This is a genomic window from Geodermatophilus ruber (genome assembly GCF_900114385.1).
Classification (GTDB): domain Bacteria; phylum Actinomycetota; class Actinomycetes; order Mycobacteriales; family Geodermatophilaceae; genus Geodermatophilus; species Geodermatophilus ruber.
In genome coordinates this window covers 24,617-39,672 of record NZ_FOSW01000004.1, presented here as the reverse complement: position 1 = coordinate 39,672, position 15,056 = coordinate 24,617, and the positions used below count along the sequence as shown (strand labels likewise).

Genomic DNA, 15,056 nt, shown 5'->3' with positions numbered 1-15,056 from the left:
GACCGCCCGTCCACGGTCGGTCACGGCGGCGGCAGGCTGAGAGTCAGCGTGGTGGTGGTCGCCGCGGCGGCCAGCAGCGCGGCGGTGGGGGGATCGACGGCCAGCAGGAGCAGGCCGTCACCGGTGTCGTCCGCTCCGGGCGCGGCGAGCACGAGCGCCGCGGCGGCCACGACCTCGGCCCGCTCGGCCCCGGCCGCCGTCGCCAGGACATCGACCCGGTCGCCGGGCCGGACCAGCGCGCTCACCGCCAGGTCGGCCGGCCGCACCGGCGCGGCCACCTGCCCGGCGCCCAGCAGCACGGTCAGGCCCGTGCCGACCAGGCGCACGTCGGTGATCGGCTCGCCGGCGCGGACGCCGCCGGCCAGGACCTGGCCGACCAGCGCCGCCGGCTCGGTGACCACCCCGGCGGGCAGGAGCTCGGGCGGGAAGCGTGCCACGGCGAGGTCGCCGGCGGCCAGCACCGCCCCGGGCGCCAGGTCGGTGCTCGCCACGACGGCCGCGATCGGAGCCGGTGCGGCGGAGGCCGCCGGCGCGGGCCCCGGCCGGAGCGCGAGCACGAGCGCGGTACCGGCGAGCAGCGCGGCGAGGACCTGCCGAGCGGTGTGCAGGGGCGAGCGGGGACGGCGGAACCGGACCATGCGCCCAGGCTGGCCGCTCGGGCGCGGTGATCGGCGCCCGAGCAGCCGGTTGTGGATCGGCGGCCCGGCTGTGGATGCGGGCCCGAGGTCAGCCGGCGGCGGCGTTGCTGGACGAGGAGCCGCTGCTGGAGGAGGAGCTGCTGCTGGAGGAGGAGCTGCTGCTCGCGGAGGCGGCGGCCGGGGCCGACTCCTTCTTGGTGGACGGCGAGTCGCTGGAGGTGGAGCTCGACCGGCTGTCCGTGCGGTAGAAGCCGGACCCCTTGAAGACCACACCCACCGAGCCGTAGACCTTCCGCACCGGGCTGCCGCACTGGGGGCACTCACTCACCGGCGCGTCGGTGAAGGACTGCACGACCTCGAACTCGTGGCGGCCGTCGGGGCTGGTGCAGGCGTACTGGTAGGTGGGCACGGCAGAAGTACTCCTCGTGAGAACAGGACCGGACTGGCACTCCCGCCCGGCGACTGCTAATCATGCGCCTCCGCGGTCCGTCCGTCCACGCACCGTCGGCGAGCGTCACATTTGCGCGCGTGATGAGCGCCTCCGCACAGTTGGTGGGCGCTGAAGTGCCCTGGCGAGCGCGAGATTGCTCCGTGGCGTGCGCGCGATTGCGGCCGCGAGCGCGGGATTGTGCCTGCGTGCGCGGGTTTGCGGCCGGTCCCGCCCGGCCGGATCACGTCGCCCCGCGCCGAGTAGGCAGAAGACCACGGGTCCGTCGCCGGGGACAGGACCCGGGGCCTGCGGGTGGCAGTCGGGCCCCCTTGCGGCTGAGGTGTGATGAAGGGCGCTGCCGACGTGGGCATGGCGCGAGGCGCGTTCTACAGGGAAAGCAGGGGTCGTGCGGCTACGCAGACGGCATCCAGAACGTCCTGGTCGGTCAGCCGATCGAGATCGAGGCGATAAGCTCCCGCGCCATCTGCTCACCCTCCGGGCCCGCGGCGAACTCGGCGCTGACCCGGACGAGGCGGTCCCCGTCGAGGATGTCGAGCCAGACGGTCGTACGCCCCGTCGGGACACCCGCGGCATCCATGGCGTCGATGCCCCCATAGGCGTCGTCGGCCCCCGGCACGGTGAACCCCTCCCCGCCGTCGGTCGGGATCATCCCGCCCTCGTAGGTTGCGGTGATCATCACCCGGACGAAGCTGGGCTGTCCCCCGCCGAGTAGGGGCCCGTTCCACGTCAGCGACGGCCCCTCCATCCACGACGTCACCGGGCTGCGGTCCACGGTGTCCGCGGCCCGAGCGCCCGCGGGGACCTGGAAGGACACCCCTTCGAAGGTGCGCGACTGCCAGGCCGTTGCCTGCTCGCGCGATCGCTGCGCTGCCTCCGCGGCTGCTGCCTCCGCGGCTGCCGCCTCCTCGGCGGCCAGCCTCGCGGCCTCCGCCTCGGCAGCCTGTGACGCCTCGGCAGCGGCCTGCGCCTCGGCGCGTTGCGTGGCTTGGGCTTCCTCAGCCCGCTGCGCCCGATCGCGGACCCCCGCATCGGCGGTCACCGGTGCCGACGGGACGCCGGGACCGGCCACCTCGCCGCGGCCAGAGGTGAGCAGGCCGGTGGTGGTCACCGTGCCGGCCACCACCGCGGTGGTCACGGTGGCGACGGCGAGGGCAGCGATGCGGGTCCGCCGCTTCCGCCGGTGGCTGGCCCGGGCGGCCCGCACCTGGCCCACCACGTCCAGCTGTGGGGTCATGTGGTCGGCCAGGGACTGCAGGCGGTAGCTGAGGACGGTGGTCTCATGGTCGGTCACTGGTGCCTCCTCGACGCAGGTGTGAGGTCGTCGTCCGTGCGGGGCGTGAGCAGGCCGCGGAGGGCGGCCAGCCCTCGAGAGACGTGGTTGTTGACGGTGCTGCGCGAGCAGCCCATGAGCTGTGCGGTATCCGCCTCGGTGAGGTCCTCGAAGTAGCGCAGGACAACGGCGGTGCGGACGCGTGGTGACAGGCGGAGCAGCGCCTGGCGCAACTCGTCGGTCTCGGCGTGGGCACTCTGCGGGTCGCCATCGGCGATGTCCGGAAAGGTCTCGAGCACCCGCTCGGTGTTGGTCAGCCGGCGCACCCAGCTCAGGTGCGCGTTGATCATCAGCCGGCGCACGTAGGCGACCGGGTGGTCGGCCGCGCGCACTTTGGCCCACGACCCGTAGGCCTTCGCCAGCGCGGTCTGGAGCAGGTCCTCGCCGAGATGGGCGTCCCCGGTGACGAGGCATGCTGTTCGCAGCAGTTGCCCGCCGTGGTCGGCGACGAAGTCGGCGAACGCCGCGTCCCTGTGCTCGGTCACATACCCCTCCGGTGGGTTGGTCTCACCATGAAGACGCGTCGAGCACCCGGTGCCGCCCCACGCCGGTATGTATCGGTCTCATAACGGGGCATCGGCACCCTCAGCAGTGGTTGGCTCGGAACGTGCACCGACAGTCGTTCTTCGCACGGTTCGGCCCACAGCAGCGCGGCGCGGGCCGCGTCCGGTTGTCCCGCGGCAGCTTCTCGACGGCCTGAAACGAGGACCACCGCAATCGGGGTGTGCGTGGGGCCTGCGCACGGGCACCGCATTGCGGCGAGACGCGCGCCGGACTTGCTGCGGCGGGATCGGCGGCCCGTCACCGGCTGTGGGCGACCTGGAGGTCGGCGGCGGCTGCCGGCCCGGGGCCGGGTGTGCGACCAGTCACGCCCGGCCGCGGGCGGCGCGGGTCAGGCGGAGAGGGCCGTACGGTTGTCGTCCAGTGCCGCAGCGAGCCGGTCCAGCGGCAGCTCGAGTGCCCGGGCCAGCGCGGCGACGGTGAAGAACGCCGGCGTGGGCACCCGACCGGACTCGATCTTGCGCAGCACCTCCGGGCTGATCCCGGACGCCGCGGCGACCTCCGCCGGCGGGCGCGCGCCCCGGGCCTCGCGCAGCAGCGCGCCGAGGCGCCGGCCACGGTCGCGCTCGGCCGGGGTCAGCGGCGGTCGCACCATGACCGTGATAATAATACCGGGATACTAATACCGTAAGGATGCCGAGATGATCGAACTGCGGACCCCGGGCGAGCTCGACGCGATGCGCGCCGCCGGCGCCGTCGTCGCCCGGATGCTCGCCGCCGTCCGGGCCGCGGCGGCTCCCGGCGTCCGGCTCACCCAGCTCGACGAGGTGGCCCGGGACGTCCTGGCCGACGCCGGCGCGACGTCCCCGTTCCTCGGCTACGCCCCGCTGAGCACCACACCGCCGTTCCCGGGTGTGGTCTGCCTGTCGGTGAACGACGTCGCGCTGCACGGCATCCCCACCCCGGAGCCGCTGGCCGACGGCGACCTGCTCAGCGTCGACGCCGGCGCCACGCTCGACGGCTGGGTCGGCGACGCGGCCATCACCTTCCCGGTCGGGACGCCCCGGCCGGAGGACCTGCAGTTGGTGGGCACCACCGAGCGGGCGCTGCAGGCCGGCATCGCCGTAGCCGTGCCCGGCAACCGGGTCGGCGACATCTCGGCGGCCATCGCCGCCGTGGGCCGCGCCGGCGGCTGCGGCATCAACACCGACCAGGGTGGTCACGGGGTCGGCCGCACGATGCACGAGGCACCGCACGTGCCCAACGAGGGCCGACCCGGCCGCGGCGTGCCCCTGCGGGCGGGCCTGGTCATCGCCATCGAGCCGTGGTTCCTCGCCGGCGGCCGGGACGACTACCGGGTGGACGCCGACGGCTGGACGCTGCGCAGCGGCGACGGGAGCCGGGCCGCGCACGTGGAGCACACGGTCGCGGTGACCGCCGACGGCCCGCGCATCCTCACCGCCCTGGACTGAGTACGGACCCCTCGTCCTCCCACCGCGGGCACTCACCGGCCTACCCCGAGCTCGCACTCACCGCCGCGACCGAGCGCCGCGCGTGGTGGCCCGGTCAGCGGCTGGGCAAGGCCGGTCGGAGGCCGAAGCCGACCGGGTCGTGTCGCCCATGTCCGTCGCCTCCTGGTCCGGCACCGGGACGTGGCGCAGACGGTCGCACCCCGACCCGGCCGGCGAAGGGGGCTGCGCCGTAGCGTGGACCCCGGTGCCGGCGCCTGCGCCGGGCACCGGCGCCCAGCCTCGGCGCCGCTCTTCCCGCGGGGCCGCGGTCCCGCGGCCGCCGCGACGGCCGAGTCCTGCCGGTACCTGACGAGCGCCTCCGGTCGGTGGCCGGCCGTCGCCGAGAGGACCACCCGTGACCACAGCTCCCGATGACAACTCGACCACCGCAAGCCGCAGCACCGAGGAGGCGATCTCCTCCGGCATGGCGGCCGGCGACAACGCCGCCGTCCTCCAGACGCTGGCCACCAGCATCGCCCTGCTGCCGCAGGCCCCGGCGGCGGAGGGCGAGGAGCGACCCGAGGGGGCGATCGCGCTGCCCGTCATCGAGCACGAGGGGCAGCGGTACATCCCCGTCTTCACCTCCGAGGAGGCACTGCGGGCCGCCGGGGCCGATCCCGCGACGGCGCTGCGCATCCCCGTGGTCGAGCTGGCGTCGAACTGGCCGTCCGACGACGTCTGGCTGGCGGTCAACCCGGCCAGCGAGGAGGGGCTCGGGCTGCCGCCCGACGTGGTGCGGACGCTCCCCGTGTTCGCCAACACCGACGGCAGCGGCCCCGGCGCGGGCGCGGGTCCCGCACCCGGGACGACGTCGGCCTGACCCACGGCGCCGCGCGGCCTGCGGGGTCCGGTCACGATCGCACCGGTCGGCCCCGGGTGCCGTCGTGCCCGCGGCCGGAACTCCGCTCGCTGCCGCGGCGTTGGTCACCGGGGCTGCGCCATCCCCTCCCGGACCATCCCGACGAAGAGAGACATGAGTACCTGTCACAGACGCCCGGCCACGCACCTCGAGCCCGCTGAGGCGGTGCGTGGCCGGTGGTGACCGTTCTCTCGTTGCTCCTGGGTGTGCTGGTGGTCGGGCTGATCACCGTGGCCACGGGCTACTTCGTCGCCCAGGAGTTCGCCTACATGGCGGTCGACCGCTCGCGGCTGAAGGCTCGGGCCGAGGCCGGTGACCCCGCCGCGAGGCGGGCGCTGGAGATCACCCGCCGGACCTCCTTCATGCTCTCGGGCGCGCAGCTGGGCATCACCGTCACCGGCCTGCTCGTCGGCTACGTGGCCGAGCCGCTGGTCGGCGAGTCGCTGGGCACCATGCTCGGCGGGGTCGGGATCCCCACCGCGGTCAGCTTCGGCCTCGGGGCGGCCCTCGCCCTGCTGTTCGCCACCGTGGTGCAGATGCTCTTCGGTGAGCTCTTCCCGAAGAACCTCGCGATCGCCCGGCCCGAGCCCGTCGCCCTGAAGCTGGCCACCTCCACGGCGGTCTACCTGACGGTGTTCGGCTGGCTGATCCGGGTCTTCGACCAGGCCTCGAACCTGCTGCTGCGGGCACTGCGGATCGAGCCGGTGCACGACGTCGAGCACTCGGCCACCGCCCGCGACCTGGAGCACATCGTCGAGGAGTCCCGCGAGAGCGGGGACCTGCCGGTGGAGCTGTCCATGCTGGTCGACCGCATCCTCGACTTCCCCCGGCGGACGGCCGAGCACGCGATGATCCCGCGCTCGCGGGTGGACACCGTCGAGGACACCGACACCATCGGCCACGTGCGCGAGCTCATGGCGCACGGCCATTCCCGCTACCCGGTGCTCGCCGAGGACACGCAGGACGTCGTCGGCGTCGTGCACCTGGCCGACATCCTGACCACGACCGAGCCCGACACGGCTCCGGTGACCAGGATCGCCCGGCCCTGCCTGGTCGTGTCGCACCTGACCCCCCTGCCCGAGGTGCTCCGTCAGCTGTGGGAGACCGACAACGTGCTCGCCTGCGTGGTCGACGAGTACGGCGGCTTCACCGGCGTGATCACCCTGGAGGACCTCGCCGAGGAGCTGGTCGGGGAGATCACCGACGAGCACGACGAGGCGGAGCCGGAGTACGTGCCCGTCGAGGGCGACGGCGTCTGGGAGATGTCGGGTGACGTCCACGTCGACGAGGTGGAGCGTGCGCTGGGCATCGACCTGCCCCGCGGCGACTACGAGACCATCGCCGGTCTCGTGATCGCCCACTACGGCGGCCTCCCGCCGGAGGGGGCCACGCTGGAGATCGAACTGCCGCCCGACCCGGGGGAACTGGCCCGCGACGACGAGCCGAAGCCGCGGGTCCTGCGCATCGAGGTGCTCGAGGTCGACCGGCACGTCCCCTCCCGGGTGCGGCTGGTGCTGCCCGACGTCGCCGACAAGGCCCGCGCGGCGGGCGCCACCACCGAGGGGGAGGCCGCCCGATGACCGACGACCCTCGGGTGGTCATCCCCGTGACGGTGGGCATCGTCGCCCTGAGCGCCTTCTTCGTGGCCGTCGAGTTCGCCCTCGTCGCCGCCCGCCGGCACCGCCTCGAGGACGCCGCCACGACCAGCCGGGCCGCCCGCGCCGCGCTGCGCAGCGCGTCGGAGCTGAGCCTGCTGCTGGCCGGCTCCCAGCTCGGCATCACCCTGTGCACCCTCGCGCTCGGTGCGATCACCAAGCCGGCCGTGCACCACTGGCTCACGCCGCTGTTCGAGACGTGGGGGCTGCCGGAGGTCGCTGCCGACGTCGTTTCCTTCGTGCTCGCCCTGCTGATCGTCACCTTCATCCACCTGGTGGTCGGTGAGATGGCCCCGAAGTCCTGGGCGATCGCCCACCCGGAGCGGTCCGCGACCCTGCTCGCCCTGCCCATGCGGGCGTTCATGTGGCTCACCCGTCCGCTGCTGCGGGCCCTCAACGAAGCGGCCAACGGGCTGCTCCGGCGGATCGGCGTCGAGCCGGTGAACCAGGTGGCCGCCGGCCAGAACCCGGAGGCCCTCCTGCACCTCGTGGAGCATTCCGCGAACGTGGGCGCGCTCGACGAGCGCTTCTCGGCACAGATCGCCGGCGCCCTGGAGATGGAGCGGCTGACCGTCCGCGATCTCGTCACGCCCGCGGGATCGCTCACCGCCGTGCCCGCGGACGCGACGGTCGGCGAGGTGCGGGAGGCCGCGAAGCGCTCGGGCCACCTGCGGATCCTGCTGCGCGACGGGGAACGGATCACCGGCGTCGTGCACGTCCGCGACACCCTGCTCGCGCCCGACGACGCGCCGGCGGCGGACTTCGCGCGTCCGGTGTTCACCCTGGATGCCGACACCACCGTGTACGCCGCGCTCAAGGCGATGCGGGAGACCCGCAACCACCTCGCCGTCGTCACCGACGGGGGTGCGGTCATCGGGGTCGTCACGCTCGCCGACGTGCTCCGGCGCCTCTTCCCGCAGGAGACGACGACGGCCGCCTGACTCTCGCATGGGGAGGCCCACCGGTGGGTAGCACCTGGACATGAGCGCTGAGAACAAGATCAGCAACAAGGTTGACGAGCTGGCCGGCAAGGGCAAGGAGGCGGCCGGCCGGGCCACCGATAACCGCGATCTCGAGGCCGAGGGCAAGGGGGAGCAGACGAAGAGCAACCTCAAGCAGGCCGGCGAGAAGGTGAAGGACGCCTTCAAGTAAGCGCCGTCGCGATCGCCGGTACTGGTGCCCCACCCCTGGGCCGGGCACCAGTACCGTCGGTACGTGACGCAGGAGTGGCTCACGGAAGAGCAGCAGCGGACGTGGCGTGCGTGGCTGACCGTGGCCGAGCTGTTGCCGCGGGTCCTGGACGCTCAGCTGCAGCGGGACGCCGGCATCAGCCACGCTGCCTACGTCGTCCTGGCGATGCTCTCGGAGGCTCCCGACCGCAGCCGGCGGATGAGTGACCTGGCCCGGCGGGCCAACCAGTCCCAGAGCCGGCTCTCGCACACCGTGGCCCGGCTGGAGGAACGCGGCTGGGTGCGCCGCGAGCGCTCGCCCGAGGACGGGCGCGGCAACGTCGCCGTCCTCACCGACACCGGTTGGGACGTCGTCCGCTCGGTCGCTCCCGGGCACGTCGACGCCGTCCGCGCCGCGCTGTTCGACCCGCTCACCGCGGAGCAGAGCCGGTCGCTCGGCGAGGCGCTGAACCTCGTGCTGGACCGGCTCGACCCCGATCGCAGCCTGCGCGTCGAGCACGGGGCCGACACCCGCGGCTGATGCCGGGAAGCCGGCGGCGGCCTCCCGTGTTGCCGCCGGAGATGTCCGAGTCCCTGCCGCTGTCCGTCCTCGAGCTGGCCACCGTCGGCTCGGGGCAGTCCACCGCCGATGCCCTCGCGGCCACCACCCGCGTGGCGCAGGCTGCCGACCGGCTGGGGTACTCCCGGCTCTGGGTGGCCGAGCACCACAACATGCCCGCCGTGGCCAGCACCAGCCCGCCGGTGCTCATCGCCCACCTGGCGGCGGTCACCCGGCGAATCCGGGTCGGCTCGGGCGGGGTGATGCTCCCGAACCACGCGCCGCTGGTCGTGGCCGAGCAGTTCGCCCTCCTCGAGGCGCTGCACCCCGGCCGGGTCGACCTCGGTATCGGCCGGGCGCCCGGCACCGACCAGCACACGGCGCTGGCGCTGCGCCGCGACCCGGCCGCGCTGTCGGCCGAGGACTTCCCGCAGCACCTGCTCGACCTGCTCGGCCTGTTCGGCGACCCGCGGGTCGAGGGCGGTCTGGCCGAGCGCTTCCGCGCCACCCCGGCTCCGGCGTCCGTGCCGCTGGTGGTGCTGCTCGGCTCCAGCGGTTTCTCCGCGCAGCTGGCCGGGCAACTCGGGCTGCCGTTCGCCTTCGCGCACCACTTCGGCGGACCGAACGTGCAGGCCGCCGTCGCGCTCTACCGCGACAGCTTCCGGGCCTCGCCGGCGCTCGAGCGGCCGTACACGATCGTGACCGCGAACGTGCTCGCGGCCGACACCGCGGAGGAGGCCCGCAGGCTCGCGCTGCCCGGCCAGCTCATGCGGCTCTCCCTCCGGCTCAACCGGCTCCGGCCGGTGCCCAGCCTCGAGGAGGCCGAGCGCGACCCCGAGCGCGCCGCCGCCGAGGCGATGCCGAGCAACGCGATCGTGGGCGATCCGCCGGGGGTGGTCGCCGGGCTGCGGCAGCTCGCCGCCGACACCGGCGCCGACGAGCTCATGCTCTCGGCCTCCACCCACGGGGTCGCGGAGCGGGTCCGCAGCCTGGAGCTGGTCGCCGACGCGTGGGGGCCGGCCGGGCTGGAGCACCCCGCGGCCTGAGCCGCGGTCTCCTCAGCGGCCGAGGTGGCGGTAGCGGTGCAGCCGGCTGCGGAACCGCTCGCCGTCGTCGCGGCCCAGCAGGTTGGCCAGCTCCTCGCCCAGCACCCGGCCCAGCCGCCGGCAGAACTCCGCCGGTTCGTCGGCGGCGTCCGGCCGCTCGGGTACCACGCGGTCGACGATCCCGGCCCGCCACAGGTCGGTGGCCCGCACCCCCTGGGCGGCGGCCATCTCCCCGGCGCGGTCGATCGTGCGGTGCACGATCGCCGAGGCGCCCTCCGGCGGGAGCGGGCCCAGCCAGCCGTTGGCCGCGGCCAGCACCCGGTCGGCGGGCACCAGCGCCAGCGCGCCGCCGCCGGTGCCCTGGCCGAGCAGCACGGCGAGGGTCGGTGCCTTGAGCATCACCAGGTCCTGCAGGCACCGGGCGATCTCGGCGGCCAGCCCGCCCTCCTCGGCCTCCTTGGACAGCGCCGCGCCCGGGGTGTCGATGAGGGTGACCAGGGGCAGCCGCAGCTCGGCGGCCAGCCGCATGCCGCGTCGGGCCTCCCGCAGCGCGGCCGGCCCGAGCGGCGCCGACAGGGACTGGCCCCGCCGGTCCTGGCCGAGCACGACGCACGGCGCCCCGCCGAAGCGGGCCAGCGCCAGCAGCAGGCCGGGGTCCTTCTCGCCGGCACCGGTGCCCGACAGCCCGACGACGTCGGTGGCCGCCGCCCGCAGCAGCCCGCGCACGCCCGGGCGGTCCTCCCGCCGCGACGCGGTGACCACCTCCCAGGCGCTGCGGTGGTCCTCCGGGTCGTCGGCGTCGGTGCCGTCCTCGGGGCCGGGCCGCTCGGCGTCGGCGACGTCGCGGTGCCAGGTCTGCCGGGCGGCGAGCACCCGCAGCGCCCGGTCGGCGACATCGGCGATCTCCTCGTGCGGCACCACCGCGTCGATGAGCCCGCGCTCGGCGAGGTGCTCGGCGGTCTGCACGCCCTCGGGGAACGGCTCGCCGTAGAGGGCCTGGTAGACCCGCGGGCCGAGGAACCCGATCGACGCGCCGGGCTCGGCGATCGTCACGTGGCCGGTGGACCCCCACGAGGCCAGCACCCCGCCGAACGTCGGGTGCCGCAGGTAGACCAGGTAGGGGAGCCCGGCCTCCTTGTGCCGGGCGATGGCCGCGGTGATGCCGATCATCTGCAGGAAGGCGACGGTGCCCTCCTGCATGCGGGTGCCGCCCGAGACCGGGGCGGCCAGCAGCGGCAGCCCCTCCTCGGTGGCCCGCTCGACGGCGGCGATGAGCCGCTCGGCGGCGGCGACGCCGATCGAGCCGGCGAGGAAGCCGAACTCCCCGGCGACGACGGCCACCCGGCGGCCGCGGAGGCGGCCCTCGCCGGTGATGATCGACTCGTCCTGGCGGGTCTTCTCCGCGGCGCGGGCCAGCTCGGCGGCGTACTCCTCCGGGACGTCCCCGACCGTGACGGGGGAGTCCCAGGACACCCACGAGCCGGGGTCGAGGACGAGGTCGCGCAGCGCCCGGGCGTCGAGGTTGCGGGTCGCGGTCACGGACGCTGGTCCCCCGCGAGCCAGGCGCGGATCGCCTCGTTCGACGAGCCGAGCACCGGCGGTGCGGCGTGGTCGCGGCGGGTGGTCTCGGTCTCGCCGTCCGGACCGGGGGCGAAGAACCGCAGCGGCGGGCCGGGGAGCTGCAGCCGGCCCAGGGTGGCGTGCTCGACGTCGATCAGCAGGCCCTGCGAGAGCGTCTGGTCCCAGGTGTAGACCTCGTCGATGCTGCGCACCTTGCCGGCCGGGATGCCGGCGGCGGCCAGCCGGGCCAGCAGCTCCTCCGGCGGGATGTCGGCGAAGGTGCCCTCGAGCAGCTCGACGACCTGCCCGCGGTTGCCGACCCGCTCGCCGTTGGTGGCCATGCCCGGCGCCTCGGGGTCGAGGTCGAACTCGGCGCACAGCTTGCGCCACAGCGACTCCGACCCGCAGGAGAGCTGCACGCTGCCGCCCTTGCAGTGGAACAGGCCGTACGGCGCGATCGACGGGTGGTGGTTGCCCTGCGCCCGGCCCACCTGGCCGGCCACGGTCCACGCCGTCCCCTGGAAGGCGTGCACGCCGACCACGGCGGCCAGCAGCGAGGTGCGGATCACCTGGCCCCGGCCGGTCCGCTCCCGCTCGAGCAGTGCGGCGAGCACGCCGTAGGCGCCGTACATCCCGGCGAGCAGGTCACCGATGGGCACGCCGACCCGCTGCGGGTCGTCCGGGCCCGAGCCGGTCAGCGACATCAGCCCGGCCTCACCCTGGGCGATCTGGTCGTAGCCGGCCCGTCCGCCCTCGGGCCCGTCGTGGCCGAACCCGCTGATCGCCAGGGTGACCAGCCGCGGATTGAGCTGCTCGAGCACCTCGGTGCCGAAGCCGAGCCGGGCCAGGGTGCCGGGGCGGAAGTTCTCCAGCAGCACGTCGGCGCGGCGCAGCAGCTCGCGCAGCAGCTCCTTGTCGCCGGAGTCCTTGAGGTCGAGGGTGACCGACTCCTTGTTGCGGTTGGTCGACAGGAAGTACGTCGATTCCCGGTCGCCGGAGTCGGGCTGGACGAACGGGGGGCCCCAGCCGCGGGTGTCGTCCCCGCTGCCGGGGTTCTCCACCTTGATCACCCGGGCGCCGAGGTCACCGAGCATCATCCCGGCGTGCGGCCCGGCGAGGGCGCGCGTGAGGTCGACGACGAGCACACCGTCGAGTGGTCCGGTCACGAGGAGGTCTCCGTTCCGATCAGAAGAGCGAGGGGCGACGACGAGGGTCAGCCAGGCAGCAGCGGGCCCACGGCGACGACCATCCCGGCGTGGCCGAGGAGCTGCTCGAAGAAGCGGTCCTTGCCGACGTCCTGGCGTCGGCCAGTGACGATCTCCGGTGACACGGGAGCTCCTACGAAGGCTGAGCGGGCAGTGGCTCGCTGTCTCAGTGGCCTAGCCTCTGGTTCGGGGACACAGTGTCATGGACCACCCGACGAGCATGCAGGAGGGCCTTGTCCGCGCCCGACGAGATCCGGCCCGCCGCTCCCGACGGGCCCCGGCGGCTGCGCCGGTCCCCGCGCCTGTACGAGCAGGTCGTGCAGCAGCTGCTCGCCTGGGCGCACGCCAGCGGTCTCGGCGTGGGGGGCCGGCTGCCGCCCGAGCGCGACCTCGCCGCCCGGCTCGGCGTCAGCCGCGCAACCCTGGCCCAGGCGCTCGTCGCGCTGGAGGTGACCGGCGTGGTCTCGGTCCGCCACGGGGACGGGACCGTCCTGCTCGCGGCGCCCCGCACCGAGGCGGTGCTGGCGGCGCTGCGCGCCCGGCGGGACGACCTGGGGGACGTCATCGAGGCGCGGCAGGCGCTCGAGGTCCGCCTGGCCGCCCTGGCGGCGCGCCGCCGCACCGAGGAGGACCTGGCCGAGATCGATGCGGCCCTGTCGGCCATGGCCGACGACGTCCGCCGCGGCGGCCGCGGCGTGACCGGGGACGAGCGCTTCCACGCCGCGGTGACGGCGGCCGGGCACTCCCCGCTGCTCGCCCGGCTGATGGCCGAGATCGCCGACCTGGTCCGGGAGAGCCGGATCGAGTCGCTGTCGCAGGAGGGGCGGCCGGTCCGGAGCCTGGCGGGGCACCGCGCGATCGCCGAGGCCATCCGGGCCGGGGACGCGCCGGCGGCCGCGGCCGCGATGACCGCGCACATCGAGCTCGTCTCCGACGTCCCCCTGCTGACCGACGACGAGGGCTGAGGCGCCGGCTCAGGCCAGCGCGCGCCAGCCGCCCGACGGCGTCACCACCGCGGTCACCCGGTGGTCGTGCGGCTCCGCCGGCAGCTCGTCGACCAGCTCCTCGTCGAAGACGACGGCCACCAGCACCGCGCCGGGACGCGCGTTCCGCAGCGCCCGGTCGTAGTAGCCGCCGCCCCGGCCGAGCCGGACGCCGTCCCGCGCGATCGCCACGGCCGGGACGACGACGACGTCGGCCGCGCCGAGCGCGGCAGGTTCCAGCCGCGGGCCGACCGGCTCCAGCAGGCCGAAGCGGCCGGGGGCCAGCCGGCCGCTGTCGACCGCCCACGCCAGCTCCCGTCCCGTGCCCGGCACCACCGGCAGCAGCACCCGCGCGCCGAGCCCCGCGAGGGCCGCGGGGAGCCGGCCGGCACCCGGCTCGGCCGGATCGGGGACGAAGGCGGCCACCGTGCCGACCCCGGCCAGCGCGGGAAGCAGCGCCTCGGAGATCGCCGCGGCGGCCGCGGCCCGCTCCCCCTCGGAGCGGGCGGACCGGCGGGCGAGGAGGCGGGTCCGGAGCGCCGCCTTGGCCGCGGCGGTGCCGTCCGGGGCAGTCACCCCTGCAGGGTAGAGGCGGGCGGCCCGCCGTCCCGGCGCTGGTTAGGCTCCGGGGATGCCGACCTCGAGCTCCCGCCCGACGCGGAAGGCCGTCATCCCCGTCGCCGGGATGGGCACCCGCTTCCTGCCGGCCACCAAGGCCGTGCCCAAGGAGCTGCTCCCCGTGGTCGACCGGCCCGCGTTGCAGTACATCCTCGAGGAGGCCGCCCGCGCCGGCCTGGCCGACGTCCTCATGGTCACCGGCCGCAACAAGGCCGCCATCGAGGACTTCTTCGACCGCGTCCCCGAGCTCGAGGCCGTCCTGGAGAAGAAGGGCGACGCCGACCGGCTGGCCGCGGTGCAGGAGTCCACCGACATGGCGAACGTGCACTTCGTCCGGCAGGGCGAGGCCAAGGGGCTCGGGCACGCGGTCCTGCAGGCGGCGGCGTTCGTCGGGCACGAGCCGTTCGCCGTCCTCCTCGGCGACGACCTGATCGACGCCCGCGACCACCTCCTCGAGCAGATGCTGCAGGTCCAGGCCGAGCGCGGCGGCTCGGTCATCGCGCTGCTCGACGTGGGCCGGGAGAACATCGACAAGTACGGCGCGGTCGCGATCGAGCCGGGCGGCACCGGCGACGTCGTCGCGATCACCGGCCTGGTCGAGAAGCCGCCGGTCGAGGAGGCCCCCAGCAGCCTGGCGATCATCGGCCGCTACGTGCTGGCCCCCGAGATCTTCGACGTGCTGCGCGAGACCCCGCCCGGCCGCGGCGGGGAGATCCAGCTGACCGACGCGCTGGCCACCCTCGTCGAGCAGGGCGAGCCGGTGCACGGCGTGGTCTTCCGGGGCCGCCGCTACGACACCGGTGACCGGCTGGACTACCTCAAGGCGGTCATCCGGCTGGCCTCCGAGCGCGACGACCTCGGCCCGCCGCTGCGCGCCTGGCTCACCGAGTTCGTGGCCGAGCTGCCCGGGACGGGCGCGTCGGAGGCCTGAGCGGAGCCGCTCAGGGGGGAACATCGACCTCCGTGGTGGG

General features: G+C 74.9%; 17 protein-coding genes. 9 read left to right on the top strand and 8 right to left on the bottom strand.

The genetic code is table 11. The annotated features are described in order from the left end of the window. Positions 1 to 20: 20 nt before the first annotated feature. From cpaB to BMZ50_RS07715, 5 genes are all read right to left on the bottom strand, one after another. Positions 21 to 638: a Flp pilus assembly protein CpaB gene (gene cpaB / locus BMZ50_RS07735; RefSeq protein ID WP_091322864.1), complete on the bottom strand. Its 618-nt coding sequence runs from the start codon at positions 636 to 638 to the stop codon at positions 21 to 23. Between the two features lie 88 nt (positions 639 to 726). Further along, positions 727 to 1,047: an FmdB family zinc ribbon protein gene (locus BMZ50_RS07730; protein ID WP_091322862.1), complete on the bottom strand. Its 321-nt coding sequence runs from the start codon at positions 1,045 to 1,047 to the stop codon at positions 727 to 729. Positions 1,048 to 1,513: 466 nt separating this feature from the next. Next, entirely contained in the window at positions 1,514 to 2,380 is an 867-nt protein-coding gene (locus BMZ50_RS24110) for a hypothetical protein (protein ID WP_091322859.1), read from the bottom strand. Further along, positions 2,377 to 2,904 carry a SigE family RNA polymerase sigma factor gene (locus BMZ50_RS07720; protein WP_091322856.1) on the bottom strand — a complete coding sequence of 176 codons (528 nt, stop codon included), beginning with the start codon at positions 2,902 to 2,904 and terminating at the stop codon, positions 2,377 to 2,379. The genes BMZ50_RS24110 and BMZ50_RS07720 overlap by 4 nt, the downstream gene beginning before the upstream one ends. Positions 2,905 to 3,311: 407 nt before the next feature. Further along, a complete protein-coding gene (locus BMZ50_RS07715; RefSeq protein WP_091322855.1) occupies positions 3,312 to 3,575 on the bottom strand; it encodes a helix-turn-helix domain-containing protein in 264 nt (87 codons plus the stop codon). Positions 3,576 to 3,621: 46 nt separating this feature from the next. Here BMZ50_RS07715 and map point away from each other — a divergent pair, with 46 nt between their 5' ends. From map to BMZ50_RS07680, 7 genes are all read left to right on the top strand, one after another. Beyond that, positions 3,622 to 4,392: a type I methionyl aminopeptidase gene (map, locus tag BMZ50_RS07710; RefSeq protein ID WP_091322853.1), complete on the top strand. Its 771-nt coding sequence runs from the start codon at positions 3,622 to 3,624 to the stop codon at positions 4,390 to 4,392. Between the two features lie 394 nt (positions 4,393 to 4,786). Then, complete coding sequence (locus BMZ50_RS07705; RefSeq protein ID WP_218146158.1) at positions 4,787 to 5,251, top strand: SseB family protein; 465 nt, start codon at positions 4,787 to 4,789, stop codon at positions 5,249 to 5,251. 218 nt (positions 5,252 to 5,469) lie between these two features. After that, complete coding sequence (locus BMZ50_RS07700) at positions 5,470 to 6,870, top strand: hemolysin family protein (protein WP_245753453.1); 1,401 nt, start codon at positions 5,470 to 5,472, stop codon at positions 6,868 to 6,870. Then, entirely contained in the window at positions 6,867 to 7,886 is a 1,020-nt protein-coding gene (locus tag BMZ50_RS07695) for a hemolysin family protein (RefSeq protein ID WP_091322849.1), read from the top strand. Before BMZ50_RS07700 ends, BMZ50_RS07695 begins: the two co-directional genes overlap by 4 nt. Before the next feature lie 40 nt (positions 7,887 to 7,926). Further along, positions 7,927 to 8,097 (top strand): CsbD family protein, encoded by a 171-nt coding sequence (locus BMZ50_RS07690; RefSeq protein WP_091322848.1) that lies wholly within the window; start codon positions 7,927 to 7,929, stop codon positions 8,095 to 8,097. 63 nt (positions 8,098 to 8,160) lie between these two features. Further along, positions 8,161 to 8,655, top strand: coding sequence for a MarR family winged helix-turn-helix transcriptional regulator (locus tag BMZ50_RS07685; RefSeq protein ID WP_091322846.1), 495 nt, complete (start codon positions 8,161 to 8,163; stop codon positions 8,653 to 8,655). Between the two features lie 41 nt (positions 8,656 to 8,696). After that, complete coding sequence (locus tag BMZ50_RS07680; RefSeq protein ID WP_091322844.1) at positions 8,697 to 9,719, top strand: LLM class flavin-dependent oxidoreductase; 1,023 nt, start codon at positions 8,697 to 8,699, stop codon at positions 9,717 to 9,719. A gap of 12 nt (positions 9,720 to 9,731) precedes the next feature. On the opposite strand, the gene BMZ50_RS07675 is transcribed toward BMZ50_RS07680, so the two are convergent. Together BMZ50_RS07675 and BMZ50_RS07670 are read right to left on the bottom strand one after the other, a co-directional pair. Next, a complete protein-coding gene (locus tag BMZ50_RS07675; protein WP_091322843.1) occupies positions 9,732 to 11,258 on the bottom strand; it encodes a carboxyl transferase domain-containing protein in 1,527 nt (508 codons plus the stop codon). Beyond that, entirely contained in the window at positions 11,255 to 12,445 is a 1,191-nt protein-coding gene (locus tag BMZ50_RS07670) for a CaiB/BaiF CoA transferase family protein (RefSeq protein ID WP_091322841.1), read from the bottom strand. The genes BMZ50_RS07675 and BMZ50_RS07670 overlap by 4 nt, the downstream gene beginning before the upstream one ends. Before the next feature lie 272 nt (positions 12,446 to 12,717). Here BMZ50_RS07670 and BMZ50_RS07665 point away from each other — a divergent pair, with 272 nt between their 5' ends. Next, positions 12,718 to 13,449: a FadR/GntR family transcriptional regulator gene (locus tag BMZ50_RS07665; RefSeq protein WP_218146157.1), complete on the top strand. Its 732-nt coding sequence runs from the start codon at positions 12,718 to 12,720 to the stop codon at positions 13,447 to 13,449. 9 nt (positions 13,450 to 13,458) lie between these two features. On the opposite strand, the gene BMZ50_RS07660 is transcribed toward BMZ50_RS07665, so the two are convergent. Further along, positions 13,459 to 14,043: a 5-formyltetrahydrofolate cyclo-ligase gene (locus BMZ50_RS07660; RefSeq protein WP_091322840.1), complete on the bottom strand. Its 585-nt coding sequence runs from the start codon at positions 14,041 to 14,043 to the stop codon at positions 13,459 to 13,461. 55 nt (positions 14,044 to 14,098) lie between these two features. Here BMZ50_RS07660 and galU point away from each other — a divergent pair, with 55 nt between their 5' ends. Next, the gene (gene galU, locus BMZ50_RS07655; protein WP_091322837.1) at positions 14,099 to 15,016 is read left to right on the top strand and encodes a UTP--glucose-1-phosphate uridylyltransferase GalU; all 918 of its coding nucleotides are present in this window, start codon (positions 14,099 to 14,101) and stop codon (positions 15,014 to 15,016) included. The last annotated feature ends 40 nt before the right edge of the window (positions 15,017 to 15,056 follow it).

Coding starts and splice junctions, on each gene's coding strand:
- cpaB (WP_091322864.1), bottom strand. CDS start 638: ATGGTCCGGTTCCGCCGTCCCCGCTCGCCCCTGCACACCGCTCGGCAG.
- BMZ50_RS07715 (WP_091322855.1), bottom strand. CDS start 3,575: ATGGTGCGACCGCCGCTGACCCCGGCCGAGCGCGACCGTGGCCGGCGC.
- map (WP_091322853.1), top strand. CDS start 3,622: ATGATCGAACTGCGGACCCCGGGCGAGCTCGACGCGATGCGCGCCGCC.
- BMZ50_RS07695 (WP_091322849.1), top strand. CDS start 6,867: ATGACCGACGACCCTCGGGTGGTCATCCCCGTGACGGTGGGCATCGTC.
- BMZ50_RS07690 (WP_091322848.1), top strand. CDS start 7,927: ATGAGCGCTGAGAACAAGATCAGCAACAAGGTTGACGAGCTGGCCGGC.
- BMZ50_RS07680 (WP_091322844.1), top strand. CDS start 8,697: ATGTCCGAGTCCCTGCCGCTGTCCGTCCTCGAGCTGGCCACCGTCGGC.
- galU (WP_091322837.1), top strand. CDS start 14,099: ATGCCGACCTCGAGCTCCCGCCCGACGCGGAAGGCCGTCATCCCCGTC.